This is a genomic window from Salipiger sp. CCB-MM3, from assembly GCF_001687105.1.
GTDB lineage: Bacteria > Pseudomonadota > Alphaproteobacteria > Rhodobacterales > Rhodobacteraceae > Salipiger.
On record NZ_CP014598.1, the window covers coordinates 203,955 to 227,912 of the forward strand.

Below are 23,958 nucleotides of genomic sequence, written 5' to 3' on the forward strand. Positions count from 1 at the left end.
CGCAGGTCCGCCCGGACTCAAGGCGAAGCCGCCGGGCGAGCGCTGGCCCGTCCCGGCGGGCTGGCGCTTGCAGATCGCCGCGCGCTGCTCAGAAGTTGCCCGGATTTGGTCGGGATAAAGCGCAAATTCCGGAGGCTGTTGCGCCACCCCACGGGCCAGCGCTCGCCCTTCTTACCCCACAAAGCGCGCGCGGTAGTCGCTGGGGCTCTGGCCGCGCAGGGCGCGGAAGCGGCGCGAGAAATAGGCCGGATCAGAGAACCCCAGACGGTAACCAATCTCGGCCACGGGGATCTGGGTGAAGGCGAGCATCCGGCTCGCTTCGGTCATTACCTTGCCCTCGATGTAGCGCGAGGCGCTGAGGCCGGTGGCGGCGTGGCACAGGCGGGTGAGATGGCCTGGCGTGATCGACAGCGCGGAGGCATAGTCGCCCGCCCGCCAGCCCGTCGCCATATGCTGCGCGATCAGCCGGTCCAGCGCCTGCATCTTTGCGCTGCCGGTCGCGCTTTCCTCCTCGGGCGGGGCAAGCGTGCCGATCTCGGCAAGGATCGCATGGGCCAGCGCCACCAGAAGGTTGGCACGGAACGGGCCGGGCTCGGAGAATGCCGCAAGCAGGTCGCCCGCCAGACGTTCGAACCGCGCCGAGGCCTCGCCGATCACCGGCCGCGACAGTTGCGCTGAAAGCGCGGGCGAGGTCGGGCGCATCGCCGCCAGCACCGGCGCCGGGAAGGATAAAACCAGCCCTTCGCTCAGGCGGGTAAATTCGAAACCATGCACGATCCGTACCGGGATGAGCAGGAACTGCCCGTCATCGAGGCGCTGCGTCTGCCCGTCGATCTGCACCTCGGCGTGGCCCTTGCGCATAAAGAAAACCTGCGTGATCTCAGCATGCCTGTGCGGTGAAATCACCCAGTCGTGCAGCCGCGCCCGGTCCCATATCCGCTCGCAATGCACGGTGTCGGGGAAGCCGCCGGTCTCTCCGAAAAGGTCGAACTGAGGAATTTGCGCACGCAGGGTCATGCACGAATAGTACCAGCCTTTGCGCGGACCGTCTATTCGCGCGAGCCCCCTCCGGGCCTAGGGTGGCGGCGAAAGATGGGAGGAATATGCATGAAAACCGACGTCGTGATCATCGGCGGCGGGCCGTCGGGCCTGCTGCTGTCGCAGCTTCTGAACCGCGCCGGAGTCGCGACCGTGGTGCTGGAACGTTCGAGCCGCGAGCATGTGCTGTCGCGCATCCGGGCGGGTATTCTTGAATGGGGCACGGTGGAACTGCTGCGCGAGGCGGGCGTGGGCGCGCGCATGGATGCCGAGGGCATCCCGCACGACGGCACCTATCTCACCGACGCCGAACTGATGGTGCACATCGACTTCAAGGCGCTCACCGGCAAGCAGGTCATGATCTACGGCCAGACCGAGGTGACCCATGATCTTTACGATGCGCAGGACACCATGGGCACGCAGGTGATCCACGGGGTCGAGGATGTCACGATCCACGACCTCGAGGCCTCCGAAGCGGCGGTGGAATATACGCTGGACGGTCAGCGCCACCGTGTTGCCTGCGCCTATGTGGCGGGCTGCGACGGCTTCCACGGTGTCAGCCGTAAGACCATCCCCGAGGCAAAACGCCGCGAGTTCGAGCGGGTCTATCCCTTCGGCTGGCTTGGGATCCTCTCGCGCACCCCGCCGGTGCATGACGAACTGATCTACGCCAACTCGCCGCATGGCTTTGCGCTGGCCTCGATGCGCAACGAGAACCTCGTGCGCTACTACGTGCAGGTGCCGCTGTCGGACAAGGTCGAGGACTGGTCGGACGAGCGTTTCTGGACCGAGTTCAAGCGCCGCATCCCGTCCGAGGCGGCGGCCAAGCTGATCACCGGCCCGTCGATCGAGAAATCCATCGCACCGCTGCGCAGCTTTGTCTCCGAGCCGCTGCGCTGGGGGCGGCTGTTCCTTGTGGGCGATGCCGCGCATATCGTGCCGCCGACCGGCGCGAAGGGGCTGAACCTTGCGGTGTCTGATGTCTACTACCTGCACGAAGCGCTGATCGAGGCGGTGAAGCAGGGCAAGGAGAGCGGCATCGACGGCTATTCCGAGCGCGCGCTGACGCGTATCTGGAAGGCGATGCGCTTCAGCTGGCAGATGACCACAATGCTGCACCGTTTCGAGGGCGAGGACAGCTTTGCCGAAGAGATGCGCCGGGCCACACTGCTGCACCTGTCGGACTCAGAGACCGCCCGCAAGGACCTTGCAGAGAACTACGTGGGGCTGCCGTTCTAGGGCAGCTTTCCGGGCGTTCCGGGCTCTCGGGAAATTTTGCAGTCCCTCTGCAATCAAGGCACGCTCTTCGGAGCGGGCCTTATTTCATTCAAACTATTGACTGAGCTTGCGTCCTGCGCGAGAGGGTGCATAGTCACTATGACGCAAAATTTCCGCAGGGAGAGTAAATTTTGCAAGATATCGGGGAGGCCTTCCGTCTGGCGCTCTCGCTGGTGCTGTCCGGCGAGGCCGATCTCTATGAGATCGTCGGTCTGTCGCTGCAGGTCAGTCTCAGCGCGACACTGCTGGCCTGCGCCATCGGGCTGCCCATCGGGGCGCTGGTGGCGGTGAGCCGGTTCCGTGGGCGTGGCGCGGTGCTGGTGGTGATGAATGCGCTGATGGGGCTGCCGCCGGTGGTCGTTGGCCTGCTGGTGTATCTCTACCTCTCCCGCTCCGGCCCGCTGGGGTTTCTGGGGCTGCTCTATACGCCCGGCGCGATGATCGCGGCGCAGACCATCCTCATCGTGCCCATCGTCGCCGCCCTCTCTCGGCAGCAACTGGAGGATCTGCACAGCGAATACGCCGAGCAGTTCCGCTCGCTCTGCCTCAGCCGCTGGCAGAGCATCACCACGCTGCTCTGGGACGGGCGCTACGCATTGCTGACCGTTGGGCTCGCGGGCTTTGGTCGCGCCGTCGCCGAGGTCGGGGCGGTGATCATCGTCGGAGGCAATATCGACCATCTGACCCGGGTGATGACCACTGCCATCGCGCTGGAAACCTCGAAGGGCGATCTGCCGCTCGCGCTGGCGCTGGGGATCATCCTGCTGGTGCTGGCATTGGGGGTGAACGCCGGGGTGCAGACGCTACGGATGACCGCCGCGCGGCAGGCCTATGCGTGAGGGGATCAATGTCTGACCTGCAGATCACCGCCGTGCCGCCCTTGTCCCGCGCCAGAGGCAGCGTTGGCCATCCCGCGCCGCTTTTGCCGCTGCGCGTGCAAGGTCTGCGGCTCGAGGTGGACGGGGCGCCGCTTCTGGATGGCGTCGAGCTGTCGCTTGCGCCGGGGGGCTGCACGGTGATCATGGGGCCGAATGGGGCGGGCAAAAGCCTGATGCTCAAGGCGCTGCATGGTCTTCTGGCCCCCAGCACCGGCGAGATCAGCTGGAACGGAACGCCCGCGGCCGAGGCCACGGGGCGGCAGGCGCTGGTGTTCCAAAAGCCGGTTCTGCTGCGCCGCTCGGTCGCCGCCAATATGGATTTCGTCCTCAAGGCGCGGGGCGGCGACCGCCGCCGCCGGGACCGGCTGCTTGAGGGCGTAGGGCTGCTGCACAAGGCGCGCCAGCCCGCACGGCTGCTCTCGGGCGGCGAGGCGCAGCGGCTGGCGCTGGCGCGCGCGCTGGCCACCGATCCCGAGGTGCTGTTCCTTGATGAGCCCACCGCCAGCCTCGATCCTGCCTCGGTGCTGGTGATCGAGCGCATCGTGTCCGAGGCGCGTGCCCACGGCACCCGCATCATCTTTGTCACCCATGACATCGGGCAGGCGCGCCGCATGGCCGATGATGTCGTTTTCCTGCACCGCGGGCGGGTTGCCGAGCACAGCCGCGCCGCCGAGTTCTTTCCCGAGCCGCAAAGCCAAGTGGCGCGGGATTATCTGGCCGGGCGGATCGTTCTCTGACCGCCGCCGGACCTTCACCAGTTTTTTGATGACCAAGGCAAAAGGAAGCCACAGATGAAATTTGCCAAACTGATCGCCTCCACCGCGCTCACCCTCGGCCTCGCCGGCGGCGCGCTTGCGCAGGAGCAGTCGATCATCGTGCAGTCCACCACCTCGACCGCCAACTCGGGGCTCTATGACTACCTGCTGCCGATCTACACCGGCGAGAGCGGCATCACCGTCAACGTCGTGGCCGTGGGCACCGGACAGGCGATCAAGAACGCCGAGAATTGCGATGGCGACCTGTTGCTGGTGCACGCCAAACCGTCGGAAGAGAAATTCGTCGCGGCGGGCTTTGGCACCGAGCGCACGGATCTCATGTACAACGACTTTGTCATAGTCGGCCCCGAGAGCGACCCGGCGGGCGTGAACGGCATGGACGATGTCGAGGCGGCGCTGACCAAGATCTCCGAGGCGGGCGCGCTCTTTGCCTCGCGCGGCGATGACAGCGGCACCCATAAGAAAGAGGTCGCGCTGTGGAAGGCCGCGGGCATCGACCCCACCGAAGCCTCGGGCGAGTGGTATCGCGAGACCGGCTCTGGCATGGGCGCGACGCTGAACGCAGGCATCGGCATGGGCGCCTATGTGATGACCGACCGCGCCACTTGGATCAGCTTCCAGAACAAGCAGGATTACGCGGTTGAGGTCGAAGGCGACGAGAATCTCTTCAACCAGTACGGCGTGATCCCGGTGAACCCGGAAAAATGCCCCTCGGTGAAAATCGACGCGGCGCAGGACTTCGCGGACTGGCTGATCTCGGACGAAGGTCAGAAGGTGATCGCCGACTATAAAGTCGACGGTCAGCAGCTGTTCTTCCCCAACGCGCCGAAGAACTGATAGGGTCCGGGGGCGGCGTGCTGCCGCCCCCACCAAGACAGACCCAGATGACCGACCTGCAGATCCCGCCTCACGAATATCTCACCGTCCGCGAACTGGCCGATCTGCTGCGCCTGAAAGAGCGCAAGGTCTACGATCTTGCCGCCTCGGGCGAGGTGCCCTGTTCGCGCGCCACCGGAAAGCTGCTGTTCCCCGCCGCCGAGATCCGCGCCTGGATCGAAGGCGCGCAGAGCGGTGGGTTCATGATGCCGCAGGCGGCGCGGCCCGGTGTCTTTCTGGGCAGCCACGATCCCTTGCTTGATTGGGCGATCCGCCAGTCCCGCTGCGGGCTTGCGACGTTCTTTGACGGCTCGCAGGACGGGCTGACCCGCTTTGCCGCGCGCGAGGGTGTGGCCAGCGGTCTGCATGTGCGCGCGCCTGATGGCAGTTGGAACCTCGCCGCTGCCCGTGCTGCTGCAGAGGGGCAGGATGTGGTGCTGATCGCTTTTGCCGCGCGCCGCCGCGGGCTGGTGCTGCGCGAAGACGGCCCGGCACCGCAGGGGCTGGCCGGTCTGCCCGGGCTGCGCGTCGCGCCCCGGCAGGAGGGCTCGGGCACCGCCGTGCTGCTGCGCGAACTGGCGCAGGAGGCGGGGGTCGATCTGGGCAGCCTCACGTTCACCCCCACCGAGCGCACCGAGGATGAGGCGGTACAGAGCGTGCGGCGCGGCGAGGCGGATGTGACCTTCGGGCTCGAGTCGGTGGCGCGCAGCTACGGGCTGCGCTTCGTGCCGCTCATCGAGGAGCGCTTCGACCTGCTGATCGACCGCCGCGCCTATTTCGAACCGGCGCTGCAGAGCCTTCTGGATTTCTGCCGCTCGGGGCCCTTCCGCAGCCGCGCCGAAAACCTTGGTGGCTATGATCTGTCGCGCTTCGGCGAGGTGGTCTGGAACGCCTAGCGCAGCGCCGATTTCATCGCGGCCTCGGGGAAGCACGTGGCGGGGCGGCCCTGCGCCTCTTGCCAGCGCCCGATCGAGCGCCGCGTCTTGAACCCCGGAAGCCCGTCGGCGCCGCCCACGTCTTGGCCCATCCGCTCCAGCGCGCGCTGCATGGCGGCCACATCCGAGCGGTAGAGCCCGCCGACCGAGCCCCATGAGGCGCTGAAATCACCGACGCCATATTGGATGCGGTCCCCCACGTGCCCGACGAAGAGCGCGTAAAGGTCGCTCATATTGTAGTCCTTCAGCACGTAGAAATTGGGCGTGACGATGAAGGCGGGGCCATGCCGCCCGGCGGGCATCAGCAGAAATCCCACGCCGCGCCGTTCATGCTCGGGGAAGGGGCGGCCCGAGACGCGGGTGATGCCCAGCTTCTCCCAGTCCGAGATGCGCTTGCCCTGATCCGGGCCTTCGAGCGTGCAGGACACCGCGGCAGGCACGCGCACCTCAAAGCCCCAATCCCGCCCGCTCTGCCAGCCGTGTTTGGCAAGATAGGTGCCGATCGAGGCGATGGTGTCCGCCTCCGAACGCCAGATGTCGGCATGGCCGTCGCCATTGCCGTCGGCGGCATATTTCAGGAAATTCGACGGCATGAACTGCGGCTGCCCGAGCGCCCCGGCCCAAGAGCTTTTCATCTCCCCGGCAGGCGCATGCCCGGCCTCGGCGATTTGCAGCGCGGCGATCAGCTCATCGGTGAAATACTCGGCACGCGTGGACATGAAGCCCTTGGTGCCCAGCACTTCAAAGGCGCTATGCGGGATCGAGACGCGGCCATAGCCGCTTTCGCGCCCCCAGATGCCGAGGATGATGCGCCCGGGCACGCCGGTTGCCCTCTCGGTCGCGGCAAGGGCCGAAGCGTGGCGCTTTGCCATCTGCCGCCCGACGCTGGTGGCACCGTCGATAGAGCCGCGGCTGAAGTATTTCGCAGGCTGGCCGAACTCGGCCTGCCGCTGCTGTTTGGGGGTCTGCGGCTGGGTTCCCGGGGGCACCAGATCGGGCAAATCCCAGTTGAGCGCAACCCCCGCAAAGGCCGCCTCAAAGGTGCCGCGCGACACGCCCTTGCGCGCCGCCTGCGGCCAAACCGTCTGCTCCAGCCAGCCGCGAAACTGCCGCTCCACCGCCGCCCGGTCGAGCGCTGCGGCGGGGGAGGCTGCCAGCAAAAGACAGCACAGGGCGCCCGCCCAGAGGGGCCCGAAGCTTCGGGATTTGACTGTTTTGCGCATGGGTCTGCTCCGCCGGGTTTTCCCCGAGCCTAGCGCAGGGGCGGCGGCGGTGAAACGCTCTCTTCGCCCCATTGCGCCATCTTGCGGTCGATGGTCTTGCGCGACACGCCCAAGCGGCGCGCCGCCTCGGCCCGGTTGCCGTCGCAGAGGTCGAGCATATGCAGGATGTGGCGCTGCACCACGAGGTCGAGATCCTCGATCGCCTGCGCGCCGGTGACGCTGCCCGCGCCCGCGAATTCCTCGGGAAAGCCGCCAAGGATCACCGAGCGTTCCACGAGGTTGCGCAGCTCGCGCACGTTGCCCGGCCAGTCGTAGCGCCGCAGCTTGAGCAGCGTTTGCTCGTCGAGGGTGAGGCCGGGCATCCCCAGCGCCTGACTGAACTGCTTGGTGAAGAGCGCCGCCAGTTCGAGGATGTCATCCGACCGATCCGAGAGCGGCGGCATCTCCACCGTCAGCACGTTGATCCGGTGATAGAGGTCGGCGCGGAATTTGCCCTGCGCCACCATCTGCGGCAGATCGGCATTGGTGGCGAAGAGAAAGCGCAGGTTCAGCGGCAGTTCCCGCTCGGCCCCGGCGGGGCGGATCCGCTGATCCTCGAGCACGCGCAAAAGTGCCGCCTGAAGCGGCTCGGGCATCTGCGCCACCTCATCGAGGAAGAGCGTGCCGCCATCCGCCAGCAGCAGCAGCCCCGGCTTCAACCGCTCGCCGCCTTCGAGGCTGCCAAAGAGCTCCTGCACCATGCGGTCGGGGGCGATGGCGGCGCAGTTGACCGGCACAAAGGGTTTCTCGGCGCGATCCGAAAGCTGGTGCAGATGCCGCGCGGCCAGTTCCTTGCCGGTGCCACTTGCGCCGGTGAAGAGCACCGGGGTGGGCAGCGGAGCCAGCTTGGCAAGCAGCGCCCGCACCGCGACCATCACCTCGGATTTGCCGATCAGCTTGCCTTGGAAATGGCCGGTGCGCAGTTCACGTCGCAGCAGCGTGTTGTCGCGGCGCAGGTACTTGCGGTCGAGCGTGCGCGCCACGGCGCCAAGGATTTGATTGGCGCGAAACGGCTTCAGGACAAAATCGCTGACCCCGGCGCGCAGCGCGGTGATCGCCGTATCAAGATCGGCATAGGCGGTGATCAGGATGGTGTCCCCGAAAAAGCCCTTGCGCTGCTGCTCTGCCAGCCAGTCGAGCCCGGTCGTCTTGGGCATGACGTTGTCGAGGATCACCAGATCGAAATGCGCCGCGTCGAGCTTTTGCGTCGCCTCCTGCGCCGAGGCCGCCTCTTCCACCCGCTGCACGCGCGGCCCCAGCATCTTGACCAGAAAATTGCGCATGCCCGGCTCGTCATCGACCACGAGGATCGAGGCACCGGCCAGCGTCGGGCCGTAGTCGTCGGCGGAGGCGTCCTTCGGCGTCATGCGCGGCTCAGTGGTCGTCGAGCCGGGCGTTGGAGGTGGAATAGACCTCAGCCGAAGAGAAGCCGATCTCGTGCAGGCCGAAATAGGCCACGATGCCGATAACGATGATGGCGGCAAAGCCGGTGAACATGGCTTTCATAAGTGGTCACTTTCCTTTGGTGGGCTGCTCTGTGGTGGCCCGTTTGAGATAGTCTATCAGGTCGGCGCGGTCATCGCTGCCCGCGATCACCTGCATGGGCATTTTGGAGCCGGGAATGTAGTGATCCGGCCCCTGATCGAACAGCGCGTCGATCGTGGTCTCGTCCCAGATGATGCCCGCGCCGTTCAGCGTGTCGGAGTAGATGTAGCCCGGCACCGTGCCCGCGGGTCGGCCAAAGACACCGTGCAGCGTCGGCCCTGCCTTGCGCGAGGGGCCGGGGGTTGTGGCGTGGCAGATCGAACATTTGCGCATGAACTGCCGCTCGCCATTGGGCATGGTCTCGGCATCGCGCAGGAAGCTGCGCGCGCCGGAGATGCCGGGCTCGAATGCATCAAGCATCTCGACCGGCCACGCATAGGCAACATCGTCGAGCCCGCCAGCGTGGATCACCGTGCCATCGGTCGAGAAGGCCAGCGCCCAGACCGGCCCTTGACGGGTGGCGCGGAAGTCGCGGGTGATCTGCCAGCTCTGCGTGTCGACGATCATGATGAAGCCTTCGCCGTCGCCCACCGCCAACTGATGCGTGGCGGGGTGGTGGGCCATCGACAGGATGGGCCGCCGCTCGAGCGTGAGATCGGCGATCTGCGCGCCGGTCTCGAGGTCCAGCACACGCGTGCCGCCATCCACCGCGCCATAGGCGATCCAGTCGGGGCCGAGGGTGATACGGTTGATGCCAAAGCCGTGCTGCACCATCGGCACAGGGGCGCCGCCCTCCTGGGCGTAGCGTAGCAGCGCGCCGCTCATGGTTCCGGCGTAGAGCGTTCCGTCCGGGCCAAAGGCAAGCGCGTTGACCCCGGCGCCCGGCGCGGGCAGGGCGCTGCCCTCGCCGCCGGTCAGAGGCCAGAGGCGGATCGTGCCGTCCCAGCTGCCGCTGGCGAGCGTTTGCCCATCGGGCGAGACCGCAAGCGCCGCGACCTTGCCCTGATGATGGCCCAGCACACGCGGCGTCTCGCCCCAGACCCGCACGGCGAAATCATCGCCGCCCGAGACCAGTGTGCCGCCGGGGCCATAGGTCAGCGCTGTCACCGCCGCCTCATGCCCTTCGAGCCAGCTCGGAACGCCGTCCTCCCAGAGCCCGACGGAATTGTCGAAACTGCCGGTTGCCAATTGCCCCTCGGGAGAGACGGCAATCGCCATGATCGGCCCACCGTGACCCTTTAAGGTGCTGAACTCGGGAACGCTTTCGCCCTGCGCCGCCAGCGGGGCGGCACAGAGCGTCAGCACAAAGGCGAAGGCCAGCCGGCCCATGGGCTCACTCCGCCGGAGTGGCCGAATTGCCGGCGGCTTTGCGGGCCTCGGCGGCTTCGCGTTCCTTCACCTTGTCGTACCAGATCGAGTGGTGTTGATGCGCCCAGTTCTCATCGACCTGACCGGAGCCCATGGCGTCATAGGCGCCTTCCATGCCGATCGTGCCGATGTAGATGTGGCCGATAATGACCGCCATCAGCAGGAAGGCGACGATGGCGTGCCAAAGCTGCGCGAACTGCATCTCTTCCTGCGGGGCGAGGGCCACCGGGAAGCTCTCCATGCCGATCCATCCCGGAACGCCCCAGTCGTTGAGGATCGCGAAGGTCTTGTCAAAGAGCGGCAGATCGAAGGGGAAGAGCAGCGACAGGCCCGAGACCGACACCGAGGCGCCGAGCAGGATGACGCTCCAGAAGATGATCTTCTGACCGGCGTTGAACTTCTTGGCGGGCGGGTGCTTGTTGCCGATGATGCCACCGGCCTGCGCGAACCAGGTGATGTCGGTGCGGTCGGGCAGGTTGTGCCAGATCCACATGACGAAAACCATGATCAGCGCCAGCATGAAGGCCCAGCTGACGTTGTTGTGGATCAGCTTGGAGTAATGCAGCAGCACCGAGTTGAAATCATGCCCCATGAGCGGGATCAGATACTTGCGCCCGAAAAGGGTGAACAGCCCGGTGAACCCCAGCAGCAGGAACGAGCCCGCCAGCGTCCAATGCGCAAAGCGTTCGATCCACTTGAAACGCTGCACGGTCTTGCCGGTCTTGCCGCCGTCGATCTTCACCCGGCCACGCAGCAGGAAGAACACCGCAAGGATGGCGATTGTGCCGAGCAGCAGCCAGCCGCCATAGGTCCGCAGCGGGCCTTCCCGGAAGTCGAGCCACCACATGCCGCCGTCTTGGATCAGCACCTTGCCGTTGGGATTGAGGGTCGAGGCGCGCACGTCGGCCTCATTGTAGCGCAGGGCGCGCCACAGATCGGGGTCCGAGGCGCCGCCGAGCGGACCCATGCCCGGCACGTTGTTGGCGTCGCCGCCGATGTTGTCGCGGCGGAAGCTGTCATCGATCTCGATGCCCGCTTGCCGGCGCATGATGTCCTCGAGCGTCTGCGCCCCGCCTGTGGCGGAACGGTCGGGCTCGGGTGGCAGCAAAACAGCGTCCTGAGCCGCGGCGCCCAACGGGGCGGCGACCATCAGGACCAGTGCGAAAAGGGCCAGCAATTGGCGCAGCATGGTCATCTCCCGGATGTAGGTTCACGCCAGAACCGCGCGGAACGGCGGCCATCGCCGCCCCGCGCGGGACTTGAAGTGGCGGCAGGCCCGCGGGCCTGCCGGGATGGCTCAGTTGGCCTTTTCGTCGTAGGCGGTGCCCCAGCCCCAGGCGCCCGAGCCGAAGCCACGGGCCACCACGCGCTCGCGGTAGATCGACGACACTTCGTCGCCGTCACCGGCCAGCAGGGCCTTGGTCGAGCACATCTCGGCGCAGATGGGCAGTTTGCCCTCGGCGATCCGGTTGCGCCCGTACTTCTGGAACTCGGCTGCGGAATTGTTCTCTTCCGGGCCGCCGTTGCAGAAGGTGCACTTGTCCATCTTGCCGCGCGACCCGAAGTTGCCCGCCTGCGGGTACTGCGGCGCGCCGAAGGGGCACGCGTAGAAGCAGTAGCCGCAGCCGATGCACAGGTCCTTGGAGTGCAGCACCACACCTTCTTCGGTCTGGTAGAAGCAGTCCACCGGGCAGACGGCCATACAGGGCGCGTCCGAGCAGTGCATACAGGCGACCGAGATCGAGCGTTCGCCCGGCTGGCCGTCCTGAATGGTCACCACCCGTCGGCGGTTGATGCCCCACGGCACCTCGTGTTCGTTCTTACACGCGGTGACGCAGGCGTTACACTCGATGCAGCGTTCGGCATCGCAGAGGAATTTAGCTCGTGCCATGTATCGCTCTCCTTACGCCGGCATGATCTTGCAGAGAGTGGCTTTGGTCTCCTGCATCTGTGTGACGGAGTCATAGCCATAGGTCTGCGCGGTGTTGGTCGACTCGCCCAGCACGATCGGGTCCGCCCCGTCGGGATACTTCGAGCGCAGGTCTTCACCCTCGAAATAGCCGCCGAAGTGGAAGGGCATGAAGGCAACGCCTTCGCCCACCCGCGGGGTGACCATGGCCATCACTTTGACCTTGCCGCCCTCCGGGCCTTCGACCCAGACGTCCGCCCCGTCACGCACACCAAGGTTGTTGGCGTCGCGCGGGTTGATCTCGACGAACATGTTCTGCTGAAGCTCGGCGAGCCACGGGTTGGACCGGGTCTCGTCGCCGCCACCCTCGTATTCGACCAGACGGCCGGAGGTGAGGATGATCGGATAGTCCTTCGAGAAGTCGTTCTTCTGGATCGAGGCGTACATGGTCGGCACCCGCCAGAAAGTCTTGTCGTCGTAGGTCGGGTAGTCTTCCACCAGATCGCGCCGGTTGGTGTAGAGCGGCTCGCGGTGCACCGGGACCGGATCCGGGAAGGTCCAGACCACGCAGCGTGCCTTGGCGTTGCCGTAGGGCGCGCAGCCATGTTTGATCGCCACGCGCTGGATGCCGCCCGAAAGGTCGGTCTTCCAGTTCACGCCGCCGATCTTCTCGGCTGCGTCCGACGGGTAGGGCCCGGTCTGCGATTGCTCGCCAAGGTCCGTGTCCGTCTCGGGGCGCTCGTCGATGTAGCCTGCGACGAATTCGATCATCTTCCGCTCGTAGGGCGTCAGATCGCTGTCCCAGCCGAGATCGATCAGCATCTGCATGGTGAACTCGGGATAGCCATCCTCGATCTCGGAACCGACAGTGTAAGAGCCCTCGGCAAGAAGGTTCTCGCCGTTGCGCTCCACGCCGTAGCGGGCACGGAAGGGCAGACCGCCCTCGGCCACCGGCATCGAGATGTCGTAGAGGTTGGCAGAGCCCGGGTGGTTCATCTCTGGCGTGCCCCAGCACGGCCACGGCATGCCGTAATAGTCGCCGTCAGCCGGACCACCCAGCGCGCGCAGCGTGGTGCGGTCGAAGGTGTGCTGGTTGGCCATGTGCATCTTGAGACGTTCCGGCGACTGGCCGGTATAGCCCACGGTCCACATACCCTTGTTGAACTCGCGCGTCAGATCCTCGATCAGCGGCTCTTCACCGTTCACTTGGATGTTGCGGAACATGCGGTCCGCAAAGCCGAACTTGCTGGCGAATTTGTGCAGGATGATGTGATCCGGAAGGCTCTCGAAGAGCGGATCCACAACCTTGTCACGCCACTGGATCGAGCGGTTCGACGCGGTGACCGAGCCGTAGGTCTCGAACTGCGTCGCGGCCGGCAGCAGATAGGTGTTGTCGGTCCGGTCGTGCAGGATCGCCGAGACGGTGGGATAGGGGTCCACCACGACCAGCAGGTCGAGCTTCTCCATCGCCGTCTTCATTTCCTTGAGGCGGGTCTGCGAGTTCGGAGCGTGGCCCCAGAACACCATGGCGCGGGTGTTGTCGGGCTGTTCGAGGTTTTCCTTCGCCTCGAGCACACCGTCGATCCAGCGGCTGACGGGGATGCCGGTCAGGTTCATCATGGCCTTATCCTTGCCGTCCTTGCCCTGCATGGTGGCAAAGCGGCCTTTCAGCCAGTCCAGATCCTCTTCCCAGACGCGCGCCCAGTGTGCCCAACTGCCCGCGGTCAGGCCGTAGTAGCCCGGCAGCGTGTCGGCCAGAACGCCAAGGTCGGTTGCGCCCTGCACGTTGTCGTGGCCGCGGAAGATGTTGGTGCCGCCGCCGGCGGTGCCCATGTTCCCGAGCGCCAGCTGCAGGATGCAGTAGGCACGGGTGTTGTTGTTGCCGTTGGTGTGCTGCGTGCCACCCATGCACCAGATCACGGTGCCCGGACGGTTGTTGGCCAGCGTCCGCGCCACGCGCTCGAGCTGGCTGCCCGGCACGCCGGTCACACGCTCGACCTCGTCGGGCGTCCAATTGGCGACCTCGGTGCGGATCTCATCCATGCCCCAGACGCGGCTGCGGATGAAGTCTTTGTCTTCCCAGCCGTTCTCGAAGATGTGCCACAGCAGGCCCCAGACCAGCGCCACGTCCGACCCCGGACGGAAGCGGACGTATTCGTCCGCATGGGCGGCGGTGCGGGTGAAGCGCGGGTCGCAGACGATCAGCGGCGCGTTGTTCTGCTCTTTCGCCTTCAGCACGTGCTGCAGCGAAACCGGGTGCGCCTCGGCGGGGTTGCCGCCGATGATGAAGATCGCACGCGACTTGTGGATGTCGTTGTACGAGTTGGTCATGGCGCCGTAGCCCCATGTGTTCGCAACGCCGGCAACCGTCGTCGAGTGGCAGATACGTGCCTGGTGATCGACGTTGTTGGTGCCCCAATAGGCGGCGAACTTGCGGAACAGATAGGCCTGTTCGTTGCTGTGCTTGGCCGAGCCGAGCCAGTAGACCGAGTCAGGACCCGAGCTGTCGCGGATGTCCATCATCTGGTCGCCGATCTCGTTGATCGCCTGCTCCCACGAGATGCGCTGCCATTCGCCGCCCACCTTCTTCATCGGGTACTTCAGGCGCCGCTCGCCGTGCGCGTGCTCGCGCACCGAGGCGCCTTTGGCGCAATGCGAGCCGAGGTTGAAGGGGCTGTCCCAGCCGGGCTCTTGCCCGATCCAGACGCCGCCCTGCACCTCTGCCATCACCGTACAGCCGACCGAGCAGTGGGTGCAGACCGATTTGACGGTCTTCACGTCGCCCGCGGCCGCCGTGGCGGCGGTGGCTTGGGTCACGGTGCCGCCGGTCGCGGCAACCGCCGCCAGACCGCCGATGGCCAGACCCGAGCCGCGCAGGAAGGCGCGGCGATCAACCGAGGCATTGGCCGCCTCGGAAAGGATACTTGTCCGCTGGGGGCGTCGCGCAACCCCGTTGGTCTTTTTCCTCAACATGTTTCTCTCTCCCCTTGCGTGCTCGGCCCCCCATGGTGCCTCGCTTGCTTGGTTATGCTCAGAGCCTTGGACAGTCGGGCGTCACGCAACCAGTCGTCCTTGGCGGGGAAAGCCTCGTCCGGTCAGAACCGGGCGGCGGCGTAATAGGCGCGGGTGTGCGCGGTATCCTGCAGCTTGTTCGACTGCAGATCGGGCTCGGCGGCCTCGGCCTCGGTCCCGTTGGTGGTGGCCACGGCGACGGCCGCAAGCGGCGCGGCGGTCGAAGCCAGCTTCAGGAAATCGCGGCGGCTGCTCGCCTGCTCGTCTTTCCTCTTCATTGAGAGACCTCCTCTCTCTGGGTTGCGGCGGTTGCCCGCCCCTATGCGGATCACTCCGCGCTCATCCGGAAGGCTTCTGCCTCAAGCTCCATGAACGCCCGGCCAAGACGGCCAACAGGGGCGTAGAAAACGGAGTTCTTGGCACCTTCGAGATCCGAAAAGAAATGCCCGGCCCAGGGGCCGATGTGCTTGTTGAAAAAGCTCTTCTGCTGGCCCAGCGTCGCCGGCGTGCCGAAGCGACCGACGATCATCGCGCCCATCATTTCCATCAGGCTTGCGATATTGTCCTCGGGCTCAAAGACATTCTCGGCGCGCGCGAGGCCGCGTGCGGTCATGTCCTGCCGCAGCAGCGCCAGCGGCTTCTCGTTCAGAAAGCCCGTCAGATAGTAGGACGCATAGGGCAGCAATTCGCCGCGCCCGAGCCCGATGAAGAGGCGGTTGTACTCGCTCTCCACCGCTTTCGGTTTCGACAGGCGCGCGACCTTGGCCAGCGTGGTCACCGCCTCGCCGATCGGGCTCTCGTCTCCGGTCAGCCCGGCGGTCTGGTCGATCAACCCCTGATCGGCAGGCCGCGCAAGGATCAGGCCAAGGAAGTTGTAAAGATCGGCGCGAAGACGGTCTTCTTCGGCGATGCGGATGTCGGGGGCAGCGGTCATTTTAGGGGTGTCCGTCATCATCAGGCCTCGAAGGAAAAGCGCATGCGCCGCGCGTTGGCGGGCAGGGGGCTTTCCTCGGGCTCGGGGTCAATCTGGGCGGTCTGCACCGCCTGCGGCTCGGCGGGCTGTAGCGGCGGGATCACCGGTTGCGCCTCTACCGTCGGTCCGAGCGTTTCGGGCGCGCGGATCGAGGCGGTTCCGGCATCGGTGGGGCCCTCATCAGTCAGGCCCGCATCAGCCAAACCTGCGTCGGCCACAGACTGCGGGTCTTCCGCGGCCTCGGCAGGAGCGGCCTCATCGTCGTCCTTCTGGCCAACGTATTCGAGGTGCGCCAGCAGCCCCTTGCCCACCTGATAGGTGGTCTTGAAGTCGGCAGCGGGCGTCACGGCGGTGAAGTCGCCATCGTAGTCGTTCAGCCCGTCGAGGCAGGCCAGCACCGGGTTCGAGCGCCACAGCGTGCGCAGCGCGCGGTTCTTCAGGCGCTTGGGCAGCTGCGATTGCAGGAACTTGCGCACCATCTCGCCATCGGTGATCTCTTCGGGCAGCGGCAGGCCGGCCTCGGCCAAGAGCTCCTCGTCGCTGCGCTCGGCAAGCTGTGCCTCGGTTTCCGCGCGGCGGGCATCATCCTGCGCCTTTTCCTCGGCGCGGGTCTCGGCCTCGACGGCGGCCTTGCGGCGGGACCAGAAATCTTTCACTGCAGCCTCCCTCGCTTCAGGGCGGGCGAGGCGTAGACATCCGCGCTGGTCGAGATGCGCGGATCGCCGATGCCGTCCTGTTTGCCGTCCACCTTTGCACGATCCCTGCGACGTTTCACGAACTCTTCTTCTTCATGATAACGCTCGACGAAATCGCCGACCCAAGCGAGCAGCCCGGCGGGCATGGGCACCTTTTCAACGATGTCCTCGCCGCTGTCGGAATAGTCCTGCGCCTCGTAGGGCGAGGCGGTGACCAGCACGATTTCGAACGGGTGCTCGCCCAGCGTGGGGCGCATGATCACATAGACGCTCGGCTCGCGGGCGGTGATGCCGTGCAGATAGGCTTCGGTCTCGGCGCGGTAGAGTTCCAGCGCCAGCGTTCCGGCGTGATATTCGACCACATCCCCCTCACGGCGCAGCTCTCGCCAGTCCGCCGGGCCCGCGCCCGGCAGCACCGCGACGGCGCGCCAAGCCCATTTCGCCCAGCGGGTGACGCCGGGGGTGCGGCGCAGAACCACGCCGATGGACATGAATTGATCGTTGCTCGGATGACCGGTCACAGTGATATCCTTCCTCCCGCGCTCATTGAAACATGTAGACCTCATGGTGAAAGGGCCAATTGGTGCACCGCGGTATTCTGCGGCCTCGACTGGACATTTTGGGTAGTCGGGCAATGGGCAAAAATGAGGCAGGGACGAAATGTCCATCCCGAGTTTTTTGCTCTGGAAAAGTGCCGCGGCGCAGCATGCGAATCACCCTGGCCCCCAGCCTAGGGCGCGCTGCGGGATCGGCGGCTTTCCGCCCGAGGAATTGAGTTGTGGGCACAGGCGAATCGGGTCTAGCTAGCGGTCTCACCGAGCGACGAAAGCCCTAAAGATGCGCCGTCTGCCAGGAAGGAAACTATGACCAAGACCTTGATAACATGTGATTGTATGGGCAGTCAGTCCATCGATGCCGAGGCCCTCTCCAAGGCGACGGGATTCGAGGTCACCGCGCCCTGCAAAGCGCTCTGCACCACCCAGGCGGACCGCGCCGCAAAGGGATTGACGCAGGGGAATGTTGTCCTGTGCTGCACGCAGGAGAGCCGCACCTTCGAGGCACTGGCCGAGGAACTGGGGGTCGAGCCTGCGCCGCTTTTGGATCTGCGCGACCGCGCCGGGTGGAGCGCAGACCAAGGCTCCAAAGTGGCCAAAATGTCCGCCCTCGCCGCCGAGGCCATGCTGCCTGCCGCCCCCGAGAAGACCCTTGATGTAATCTCTGAGGGATTGTGCCTCATCTTGGGGTCTTTTGATGTGGCGATTGAGGCCGCCGAACAACTGGCGCCGCATCTTGGTGTGACCGTGCTGCTGGACGAGGCCGACGAGCTTCCCGACACCCGCGCCTATGACGTCGTGACCGGCAAGCTGCGCAAGGCGCAGGGCGCGCTGGGGCAGTTCCGCGTGACCATCGACGCGCTGCGCCAGATCGAGCCCGAGGGCCGTGCCTTCACGCTGACCGAGCCGCGCGACGGCGGCATTTCGGAATGCGACGTGATCCTCGACCTGCGCCGCGAGCCGCCGCTGTTTCCGGCGCATGAAAAGCGCGAGGGCTATCTGCGCGCCGATCCGGGCCGCCCGCAGGCGGTGGCGGTGGCGGTCATGGCCGCCTCGCATCTGGTCGGCACTTTCGAAAAGCCGCTCTACGTGCGCACCGAGCCGCTGCTCTGCGCCCATTCGCGGGCGGGTCAGACCGGCTGTACCAACTGCCTCGACCTCTGCCCCACCGGCGCGATCTCGCCCGATGGCGAGCATGTGACGATCGACCCAATGATCTGCGCCGGCTGCGGCGCCTGTTCCTCGGCCTGTCCGTCGGGTGCGATCAGCTACGACGCGCCACCGGTGGACCTCACCTTCCGCCGGGTGCAGACGCTGGCGAAGACCTATCTCGAGGCGGGCGGCCATGCGCCGCGCCTGCTGGTGCACGATGCGCATGGCGCCGAGATGATCCGCCTGTCGGCACGCCACGGCGATGGCCTGCCCGCCGACGTGATCCCGATGGAAATTCGCGCCATCGGCGCCTTCGGCCATGCCGAGACGGTGGCCGCGCTGGCCGCCGGTTTCGCCTCGGTGACCGTGCTGCCGGGGCCGGGTGCCGATATCCCCGCGCAGTCGGCGCAGGTGGCGCTTTCCGATGCGATCAGCGGCGGCGGCAAGGTCACGCTGCTGCAAACGCCCGACCCCGACGCCATGTCCGAAGCGCTCTATGCCGAGCAGGCGCCCGCGCCCGTCGCCACGCCGGTGCGCCCCATGGGCACCCGCCGCCAGATCACCCGGCAGGCCGCCCGCGCCCTGCATCCCGGCGCCGAGACCCTGCCGCTGCCCGAAGGCGCGCCCTATGGCGCGGTGCTGGTCGATCAGGACGCCTGCACGCTGTGCCTGTCTTGCGTCTCGCTCTGCCCCTCGGGCGCGCTTGGCGACAATCCCGACCTGCCGCAGCTGCGCTTTCAGGAAGACGCCTGCCTGCAGTGCGGCCTCTGCGCCAACATCTGCCCCGAGGATGCGATCACCCTCGAGCCGCGCCTGCAACTGGGCGACGAGGCGCTGGAACAGCGGGTGATCAACGAGGAAGAGCCCTTTGCCTGCATCGAGTGCGGCTCGCTCTTCGGCGTGAAGTCGACCATTGACCGGATCACCGAAAAGCTTCAGTCCCATGCCATGTTCAGCGGGGACAAGCTGCGGATGATCCAGATGTGTGACGACTGCCGGGTGAATGCGCAGTATCATGCGCAGGACAACCCTTTCGCCGCCGGGGAACGCCCGCGGCCGCGGACGACCGACGATTATCTCAGCAAGCGGCGCGACCATTGAGCCGCGACCCAAGGGAGACCCCGATGAGCGACGATTTCAACATGTCCATGCGCAAGTTCCTCAAGCAGGTGGGCGTCACCTCGCAGCAGGCCATCGAAGAGGCCATGCGCGAGAACGCGACCGCCGGCAAAAGCTACGCGGTGAAGGCCGTGGTGACGATTGAAGAGCTTGGCCTGACCCATGAGGTCACGGGCGAGATCAAGGGACAGGAGTAAGACTTGTCAGCCAGCAGAGAGACGGTTCAGACCGTCCTGAAGAGCATTGCCGATCCGGTTGCGGGCGGTGACATCATGTCGAGCGGCGTCGTGCGCGCGCTGAACGTGGACGAGGCGGGCGCGGTGCGTTTCGTCATGGAAATCCCGCCCAGCCAGAGCACCGCCTACACCAAGATCAAGGAGCAGGCGGAAAGCGCGCTGCGCGCCACCGAGGGTGTCTCGGCGGTGGCCATCGTGATGACCGGCCATACCGAGAAGGCGCCGCCGGATCTGAAGATGCGCAAGGCCGAGCCGCAGGGTCCGCAGCCGGTGCCGGGCATCAACCACATCATCGCCATCGCTTCGGGCAAGGGCGGCGTGGGCAAATCCACCGTCTCGTCGAACCTCGCCTGCGCGCTGGCGCAGCAGGGCCGCCGCGTCGGCCTGCTGGATGCGGATGTCTACGGGCCGAGCCAGCCGCGGATGCTGGGCGTCTCGGGCCGTCCCGCTTCGCCCGACGGCAAGACCATCCTGCCGCTGCGCAATCACGGTGTGACCATGATGTCGATCGGCCTGATGACCAACGAGGATCAGGCGGTGGTCTGGCGCGGGCCGATGCTCATGGGCGCGCTGCAGCAGATGCTGATGCAGGTGCAATGGGGCGCGCTCGACGTGCTGCTCGTGGACCTGCCGCCGGGCACCGGCGACGTGCAGATGACCCTCAGCCAGAAGGCCAAGGTCGACGGCGCCATCGTCGTCAGCACGCCGCAGGACGTGGCGCTGCTCGATGCGCGCAAGGGCATCGACATGTTCAAGCAGCTCAACGTGCCAATCCTTGGCATGGTCGAGAACATGAGCACGCACATCTGCTCGAACTGCGGCCACGAAGAGCATGTCTTCGGCCATGGCGGTGTCGCGGCAGAGGCGGCGAAACTCGGTGTGCCGCTGCTTGCCGAGGTGCCGCTCGATCTGCAGATCCGCCTTGCCTCGGATGGCGGCGCGCCGGTGGTGGTCAGCCAACCCGACAGCGCGCAGGCCAAGTCGTTCCACGACATCGCCGCGGCGCTGGTGGCGCAGGGGGTGGCATGAGCACCGCCGAGGATCTGGCCTTCCCGCCCCTGCTGTGGGGCGAGGAGGTCACCACCGATGCCTTCGACCATGCCTGCCAACGCGCCCTTCTGGGCTGCGATGCCGGGCTGGTCGCCTATCGGCTCGGCGCGGACGCGCTGCAGGGGGCGCTGGTCTTCGCCCCCGAGGTGCCGCTGGCGCAGGCCATGGCGATGCTGCCGCTCTGCGGTGTGGGGTTCCAGAACGCGCTTGGCGTGATGGCCCCGCCCGAGGTTGCGGTGCATCTGGATTGGCACGGCGGCATCCGCGTCAATGGCGCCTCCTGCGGGCGCTTCCGCTGCATGGCCGCCACGCAAGACCCCGCGCAGGTGCCCGACTGGCTGGTCATCGGCTTCACCCTGCCGCTGATCCCCGCCAGCGATCGCCCCGGCGACACGCCCGACCAGACCTCGCTTTACGCCGAGGGCTGCGCCGAAGTGCAGCCGCCCGCGCTGCTTGAGGCGTGGGCACGGCATACGCTCAATTGGGTCAACCGCTGGGAAGACGAGGGCAACCGCGCGCTGCATTCCGAATGGCGCGCACTGGCGCAGGACATGGGCGAGGAGGTCACGCAAAACGGGCTTTCCGGCACCTTCCTTGGCGTCGACGAGGATTTCGGCATGCTGCTGCGCGACGCCGAGACGACCCATGTGATCCCGCTCACCACGCTTCTCGAACCCGCACCATGAAGGTTTTCGCATGAAACTCGCCCGCGCCATCCATTTCGACGAGAGCGACAGCCGCGTCTTCGCCAGCCCTGCGCGCACCGGCGAATGGTGCCTGTCGGGCGGGTTCGAGTTCTCCAACTGGACCGAGGGCGACCTCACCGGCAAGGCCCGGCAGGCCTTTTCCAACGGCTGGCTCGGGCTCGAGACCTTTGGCCGCGTGACCTTCGTGGCCGTCACCGCGCTGGAGCCGGGCGAGCTTGAGGTGCTGACCGACCGTCTGGCCGAGCATTTCGTCACCTACTACGGCGCGCCTTCGGCCGAGGCCGCGCGCCCCGTGGCCGCCGAGGAACTGGCGCAGATGATCGAGCTCTGCGACGACCACGCGCCCAACACGCTGCTCACCGTGGCGCGCGAGTTGACCGACTCCGGAGTGCGCGAGAGCTACCGGGTGATCGAGGCCAGCGATGCGGGACTGGAGCAATTCGCCATCCACGGATCGCTCGACGATCCGCATGAGCCGCATCAGCACTGACCGCGCCCGCGCGCCCGTGCTAGGCTCGGCGCCAGCATGAGACCTCTGACCCGCCCGATGATTTCCGTCCGTCTGCGCCTGCTGATCCTTGCGCTTGCGCCGCTGGTGGTTCTCATGCCGTTGCTCTTGCTGCTCGGCATGACCCGCTGGACGGGCGATTACGACGATCTGCTGGCCGCCAACGTGCAGAGCGACCTGCGCATCGCCGAGCAGTATCTGTCGCAGCTGATGACCCGCACCGGCGAGGAGCTTGGCGGCGTGGCGGGGTCCGTCGCCTTCGCCGAGGCTTTCGAAGACGGCGGCCCGAACCGCGAGTTCCTGCTGGCCAAACGCGCGGAACTGCGGCTCGATTTCCTCTACTATTTGCCAATGGGCGCGGTGGCACAGGCCTCCGCGCGCTGGCCGGTGATCGCCGAGGCGCAGCGGGGCCGCAGCCGCACCGCCATCGACATTTTCCCGCCCGAGGACCTGGCCGCGCTGCCGCGCAACCTCGACGCACGCGCCCGCATCGATCTGATCGAGACCGAGGCCGCCGTGCCCACCGACCGGCTGGTCGAGGATCGGGGCATGGTGGTGCATTCGGCCAGCCCGGTGCGCCTGCCGGGGCACGAGGGGGTGCTGGTGGGGGGCATTTTGCTCAACAGCAACCTTGGCTTCATCGACGCGATCAACGCGCTGGTCTACCGCAATCCGCTGACCGGCGGCACGCGGCAGGGCACCGCGACGCTGTTCCTCGACGATGTGCGCATCTCGACCAACGTGCGCCTCTTCGAGGACGTGCGCGCGCTTGGCACGCGGGTCTCGGCGGTGGTGCGCAACGCGGTGCTGGACGAGGGGCAGACGTGGCTGGCGCGCGCCTTCGTGGTCAACGATTGGTACATCTCGGGCTATCTGCCGCTCAGCGACAGCTTCGGGAACCGGGTGGGGATGCTCTACGTCGGCTTCCTTGAGGCGCCCTTCGCCGAGGCGAAGCGCAAGGCTTATCTGTGGATGATGGCCGCCTTTGCCGGGGTGCTGCTGCTATCGGCGCCGGTGTTTCTATGGATGGCCAAGGGCATTTTCGCGCCGCTCGAAAAGATGACCGCCACCATGCGCAGGGTGGCACGCGGCAACCTCGCGGCGCGCATCGGGCCAGTGGGCCGCGACGAGATCGGGCAGGTGGCGGCGCATCTCGACGGGCTTCTGGATCAGGTGCAGGACCGCGACCTCAAGCTGCGCGCATGGGCCGAGGAACTGGAAGACCGGGTCGACCGCCGCACCGCCGAATTGCGCGACGCCAATGCCAAGCTCGAAGACACCTATCGTCAGCTGGTGATGAGCGAGAAACTGGCCTCCATCGGCGAGATCACCGCGGGCGTCGCCCATGAGATCAACAATCCTATGGCGGTGATCCAGGGCAACGTCGAGGTGATCCGCATGGAGCTTGCAGAGGCCGCCGCGCCGGTCGAGACCGAGCTGACGCTGATCGAGCGGCAGGTGATGCGCATGCAGGCCATCGTCGGCAAGCTGCTGAAGTTCGCCCGACCCAGTGAATTCTCGGACTGCGGCGAGGGCGTGGACCTGCGCCCGGTGGTCGAGGACTCGCTGCTGCTGGCGGATCACGCGCTTGGCAAGGGCGCGATCGAAGTGGCAAGCGATCTGCCCTCGCTGCCGCTGGTGGCCATCGATGCGGGCGAGATGCAGCAGGTGGTGATCAACCTCATCCTCAACGCCGCGCAGGCCATGGGCAGCGAAGGGCAGCTCTCGCTGGCCCTACGCGAAGAGATGCGGGATGGCGTGGCGGGCGTAGCGCTGGAGGTGCGCGACAGCGGGCCGGGGATCGCCGAAGAGAACCTTGGCGCGCTCTTCGACCCGTTCTTCACCACGCGCCGCGGCGAGGGCACCGGTCTCGGCCTGTCGATCTCGCAGAGCATCGTGCAGCGCGCAGGCGGGCTGATCACCGCCGCCAATGCCGAAGGCGGCGGGGCCGTGTTCACCGTGTGGTTGCCCCAGGTGGGCTGAAGGCTAAGGCGTTGCGCAACGGGAGCCGGGTGAGCGCCTGCCCGTGGGATGGCGCCGCGAGGCTGGAGGTCTGCTCTTTATCCCTGCCAAGTCCGGACGACTTTCGAACGCAATGCGTTGCTGGCAAAGCGCCAGCCCGCCGGGACGGGCAGGCGCTCGCCCGG

General features: G+C 66.4%; 23 protein-coding genes. 11 read left to right on the forward strand and 12 right to left on the reverse strand.

Annotated features, from left to right (window positions below):
* Window positions 1-171: 171 nt before the first annotated feature.
* Window positions 172-1,017, reverse strand: coding sequence for a helix-turn-helix domain-containing protein (locus AYJ57_RS22775; RefSeq protein ID WP_066111376.1), 846 nt, complete (start codon window positions 1,015-1,017; stop codon window positions 172-174).
* Window positions 1,018-1,107: 90 nt separating this feature from the next.
* Here AYJ57_RS22775 and pobA point away from each other — a divergent pair, with 90 nt between their 5' ends.
* The 5 genes from pobA to AYJ57_RS22800 all read left to right on the forward strand — a co-directional run bounded on the left by pobA (window position 1,108) and on the right by AYJ57_RS22800 (window position 5,742).
* Window positions 1,108-2,277 (forward strand): 4-hydroxybenzoate 3-monooxygenase, encoded by a 1,170-nt coding sequence (pobA, locus tag AYJ57_RS22780; protein WP_066111378.1) that lies wholly within the window; start codon window positions 1,108-1,110, stop codon window positions 2,275-2,277.
* Between the two features lie 170 nt (window positions 2,278-2,447).
* Window positions 2,448-3,155, forward strand: a complete 708-nt coding sequence (locus AYJ57_RS22785) for an ABC transporter permease (protein WP_066111380.1) — start codon at window positions 2,448-2,450, stop codon at window positions 3,153-3,155.
* 8 nt (window positions 3,156-3,163) lie between these two features.
* Window positions 3,164-3,931 (forward strand): ATP-binding cassette domain-containing protein, encoded by a 768-nt coding sequence (locus AYJ57_RS22790; RefSeq protein WP_066111382.1) that lies wholly within the window; start codon window positions 3,164-3,166, stop codon window positions 3,929-3,931.
* A gap of 54 nt (window positions 3,932-3,985) precedes the next feature.
* The gene (locus tag AYJ57_RS22795; protein ID WP_066111384.1) at window positions 3,986-4,807 is read left to right on the forward strand and encodes a substrate-binding domain-containing protein; all 822 of its coding nucleotides are present in this window, start codon (window positions 3,986-3,988) and stop codon (window positions 4,805-4,807) included.
* A 47-nt stretch (window positions 4,808-4,854) separates the two neighbouring features.
* Entirely contained in the window at window positions 4,855-5,742 is an 888-nt protein-coding gene (locus AYJ57_RS22800; RefSeq protein ID WP_066111386.1) for a helix-turn-helix transcriptional regulator, read from the forward strand.
* On the opposite strand, the gene AYJ57_RS22805 is transcribed toward AYJ57_RS22800, so the two are convergent.
* The 11 genes from AYJ57_RS22805 to AYJ57_RS22850 all read right to left on the reverse strand — a co-directional run bounded on the left by AYJ57_RS22805 (window position 5,739) and on the right by AYJ57_RS22850 (window position 16,976).
* A complete protein-coding gene (locus AYJ57_RS22805; RefSeq protein WP_083191484.1) occupies window positions 5,739-7,004 on the reverse strand; it encodes a lytic murein transglycosylase in 1,266 nt (421 codons plus the stop codon). The two genes, AYJ57_RS22800 and AYJ57_RS22805, sit on opposite strands and share 4 nt — an antisense overlap.
* Before the next feature lie 29 nt (window positions 7,005-7,033).
* Entirely contained in the window at window positions 7,034-8,410 is a 1,377-nt protein-coding gene (locus tag AYJ57_RS22810) for a sigma-54-dependent transcriptional regulator (protein ID WP_066111388.1), read from the reverse strand.
* 7 nt (window positions 8,411-8,417) lie between these two features.
* Complete coding sequence (locus AYJ57_RS26585) at window positions 8,418-8,549, reverse strand: hypothetical protein (RefSeq protein WP_257784706.1); 132 nt, start codon at window positions 8,547-8,549, stop codon at window positions 8,418-8,420.
* 6 nt (window positions 8,550-8,555) lie between these two features.
* Window positions 8,556-9,857 carry a c-type cytochrome gene (locus tag AYJ57_RS22815; RefSeq protein ID WP_066111390.1) on the reverse strand — a complete coding sequence of 434 codons (1,302 nt, stop codon included), beginning with the start codon at window positions 9,855-9,857 and terminating at the stop codon, window positions 8,556-8,558.
* 4 nt (window positions 9,858-9,861) lie between these two features.
* Complete coding sequence (locus AYJ57_RS22820; RefSeq protein ID WP_066111392.1) at window positions 9,862-11,085, reverse strand: formate dehydrogenase subunit gamma; 1,224 nt, start codon at window positions 11,083-11,085, stop codon at window positions 9,862-9,864.
* 108 nt (window positions 11,086-11,193) lie between these two features.
* Window positions 11,194-11,787, reverse strand: coding sequence for a formate dehydrogenase FDH3 subunit beta (fdh3B, locus tag AYJ57_RS22825; protein ID WP_066111394.1), 594 nt, complete (start codon window positions 11,785-11,787; stop codon window positions 11,194-11,196).
* Between the two features lie 12 nt (window positions 11,788-11,799).
* Entirely contained in the window at window positions 11,800-14,778 is a 2,979-nt protein-coding gene (locus tag AYJ57_RS22830) for a formate dehydrogenase subunit alpha (protein WP_066111396.1), read from the reverse strand.
* Between the two features lie 122 nt (window positions 14,779-14,900).
* The gene (locus AYJ57_RS22835; RefSeq protein ID WP_066111398.1) at window positions 14,901-15,095 is read right to left on the reverse strand and encodes a twin-arginine translocation signal domain-containing protein; all 195 of its coding nucleotides are present in this window, start codon (window positions 15,093-15,095) and stop codon (window positions 14,901-14,903) included.
* 50 nt (window positions 15,096-15,145) lie between these two features.
* Window positions 15,146-15,751 (reverse strand): TorD/DmsD family molecular chaperone, encoded by a 606-nt coding sequence (locus AYJ57_RS22840; RefSeq protein ID WP_083191486.1) that lies wholly within the window; start codon window positions 15,749-15,751, stop codon window positions 15,146-15,148.
* Between the two features lie 20 nt (window positions 15,752-15,771).
* The gene (locus AYJ57_RS22845; RefSeq protein ID WP_066111403.1) at window positions 15,772-16,446 is read right to left on the reverse strand and encodes a DUF3306 domain-containing protein; all 675 of its coding nucleotides are present in this window, start codon (window positions 16,444-16,446) and stop codon (window positions 15,772-15,774) included.
* Entirely contained in the window at window positions 16,443-16,976 is a 534-nt protein-coding gene (locus AYJ57_RS22850) for a DUF3305 domain-containing protein (RefSeq protein WP_066111508.1), read from the reverse strand. The genes AYJ57_RS22845 and AYJ57_RS22850 overlap by 4 nt, the downstream gene beginning before the upstream one ends.
* A 372-nt stretch (window positions 16,977-17,348) precedes the next feature.
* Here AYJ57_RS22850 and AYJ57_RS22855 point away from each other — a divergent pair, with 372 nt between their 5' ends.
* Genes AYJ57_RS22855 through AYJ57_RS22880 form a run of 6 tightly spaced genes read left to right on the forward strand, consistent with a single transcriptional unit; the run spans window position 17,349 to window position 23,794 of the window.
* Window positions 17,349-19,292: a 4Fe-4S binding protein gene (locus AYJ57_RS22855; RefSeq protein WP_066111405.1), complete on the forward strand. Its 1,944-nt coding sequence runs from the start codon at window positions 17,349-17,351 to the stop codon at window positions 19,290-19,292.
* Between the two features lie 23 nt (window positions 19,293-19,315).
* A complete protein-coding gene (locus AYJ57_RS22860) occupies window positions 19,316-19,507 on the forward strand; it encodes a DUF6494 family protein (protein WP_066111407.1) in 192 nt (63 codons plus the stop codon).
* A 3-nt stretch (window positions 19,508-19,510) separates the two neighbouring features.
* The gene (gene apbC, locus AYJ57_RS22865; protein WP_066111409.1) at window positions 19,511-20,575 is read left to right on the forward strand and encodes an iron-sulfur cluster carrier protein ApbC; all 1,065 of its coding nucleotides are present in this window, start codon (window positions 19,511-19,513) and stop codon (window positions 20,573-20,575) included.
* Entirely contained in the window at window positions 20,572-21,282 is a 711-nt protein-coding gene (locus AYJ57_RS22870; protein ID WP_066111411.1) for a biotin/lipoate--protein ligase family protein, read from the forward strand. Before apbC ends, AYJ57_RS22870 begins: the two co-directional genes overlap by 4 nt.
* Before the next feature lie 10 nt (window positions 21,283-21,292).
* Window positions 21,293-21,793, forward strand: a complete 501-nt coding sequence (locus AYJ57_RS22875; protein WP_066111413.1) for a DUF6505 family protein — start codon at window positions 21,293-21,295, stop codon at window positions 21,791-21,793.
* A 57-nt stretch (window positions 21,794-21,850) separates the two neighbouring features.
* Window positions 21,851-23,794: a sensor histidine kinase gene (locus tag AYJ57_RS22880; protein WP_066111416.1), complete on the forward strand. Its 1,944-nt coding sequence runs from the start codon at window positions 21,851-21,853 to the stop codon at window positions 23,792-23,794.
* The last annotated feature ends 164 nt before the right edge of the window (window positions 23,795-23,958 follow it).

Excerpts from the sequence above, each read along its gene's own strand:
- AYJ57_RS22805 (WP_083191484.1), bottom strand. The coding sequence starts at position 7,004 with ATGCGCAAAACAGTCAAATCCCGAAGCTTCGGGCCCCTCTGGGCGGGC.
- AYJ57_RS22795 (WP_066111384.1), top strand. The coding sequence starts at position 3,986 with ATGAAATTTGCCAAACTGATCGCCTCCACCGCGCTCACCCTCGGCCTC.
- AYJ57_RS22820 (WP_066111392.1), bottom strand. The coding sequence starts at position 11,085 with ATGCTGCGCCAATTGCTGGCCCTTTTCGCACTGGTCCTGATGGTCGCC.
- AYJ57_RS22775 (WP_066111376.1), bottom strand. The coding sequence starts at position 1,017 with ATGACCCTGCGTGCGCAAATTCCTCAGTTCGACCTTTTCGGAGAGACC.
- AYJ57_RS22815 (WP_066111390.1), bottom strand. The coding sequence starts at position 9,857 with ATGGGCCGGCTGGCCTTCGCCTTTGTGCTGACGCTCTGTGCCGCCCCG.
- AYJ57_RS22800 (WP_066111386.1), top strand. The coding sequence starts at position 4,855 with ATGACCGACCTGCAGATCCCGCCTCACGAATATCTCACCGTCCGCGAA.
- AYJ57_RS22835 (WP_066111398.1), bottom strand. The coding sequence starts at position 15,095 with ATGAAGAGGAAAGACGAGCAGGCGAGCAGCCGCCGCGATTTCCTGAAG.
- AYJ57_RS22875 (WP_066111413.1), top strand. The coding sequence starts at position 21,293 with ATGAAACTCGCCCGCGCCATCCATTTCGACGAGAGCGACAGCCGCGTC.
- AYJ57_RS26585 (WP_257784706.1), bottom strand. The coding sequence starts at position 8,549 with ATGAAAGCCATGTTCACCGGCTTTGCCGCCATCATCGTTATCGGCATC.
- fdh3B (WP_066111394.1), bottom strand. The coding sequence starts at position 11,787 with ATGGCACGAGCTAAATTCCTCTGCGATGCCGAACGCTGCATCGAGTGT.
- AYJ57_RS22855 (WP_066111405.1), top strand. The coding sequence starts at position 17,349 with ATGACCAAGACCTTGATAACATGTGATTGTATGGGCAGTCAGTCCATC.
- pobA (WP_066111378.1), top strand. The coding sequence starts at position 1,108 with ATGAAAACCGACGTCGTGATCATCGGCGGCGGGCCGTCGGGCCTGCTG.
- AYJ57_RS22880 (WP_066111416.1), top strand. The coding sequence starts at position 21,851 with ATGATTTCCGTCCGTCTGCGCCTGCTGATCCTTGCGCTTGCGCCGCTG.
- AYJ57_RS22790 (WP_066111382.1), top strand. The coding sequence starts at position 3,164 with ATGTCTGACCTGCAGATCACCGCCGTGCCGCCCTTGTCCCGCGCCAGA.
- AYJ57_RS22840 (WP_083191486.1), bottom strand. The coding sequence starts at position 15,751 with ATGACCGCTGCCCCCGACATCCGCATCGCCGAAGAAGACCGTCTTCGC.
- AYJ57_RS22860 (WP_066111407.1), top strand. The coding sequence starts at position 19,316 with ATGAGCGACGATTTCAACATGTCCATGCGCAAGTTCCTCAAGCAGGTG.
- AYJ57_RS22870 (WP_066111411.1), top strand. The coding sequence starts at position 20,572 with ATGAGCACCGCCGAGGATCTGGCCTTCCCGCCCCTGCTGTGGGGCGAG.
- AYJ57_RS22850 (WP_066111508.1), bottom strand. The coding sequence starts at position 16,976 with ATGTCCATCGGCGTGGTTCTGCGCCGCACCCCCGGCGTCACCCGCTGG.
- AYJ57_RS22810 (WP_066111388.1), bottom strand. The coding sequence starts at position 8,410 with ATGACGCCGAAGGACGCCTCCGCCGACGACTACGGCCCGACGCTGGCC.
- AYJ57_RS22830 (WP_066111396.1), bottom strand. The coding sequence starts at position 14,778 with ATGTTGAGGAAAAAGACCAACGGGGTTGCGCGACGCCCCCAGCGGACA.